Source organism: Chryseobacterium sp. SIMBA_028 (assembly GCF_046535285.1).
GTDB lineage: Bacteria > Bacteroidota > Bacteroidia > Flavobacteriales > Weeksellaceae > Chryseobacterium.
This window is the reverse complement of the sequence record NZ_JAWRWZ010000324.1, coordinates 1-269: the sequence shown is the minus strand read 5'-3', so window position 1 is coordinate 269 and position 269 is coordinate 1. Positions and strand designations below refer to the sequence as shown.

The following is a 269-nucleotide window of genomic DNA, read 5'->3' as shown; positions in this document are numbered from 1 at the left end:
CCGAGATTATCAAATTTATCCTCAATATCAATATTTATATATTTTGGAAGGTGATGATGTATCTGATCCGATGATTATTGCTTCACAAAATGACAGATTCGGAGTGATTGATGTTAATAATAAAGTGATCATTCCTTTTGAATATTCAAATATCAAGAGAAATTTCAGCTGGAAATTGGGCAAAATGTTTGATGTTACAAAAGATAGTATAAATTATTATTATATCGATACTCATAATAAAGCGTATTAATGCTGGAGGCTTTAGGCAG

At 29.4% G+C, this 269-nt stretch carries 1 pseudogene; it reads left to right on the top strand.

Going from position 1 to position 269, the window contains the following annotated elements:
• Positions 1-250: pseudogene (locus tag SCA31_RS23635) on the top strand (WG repeat-containing protein); the annotation flags it as partial.
• Positions 251-269: the final 19 nt, after the last annotated feature.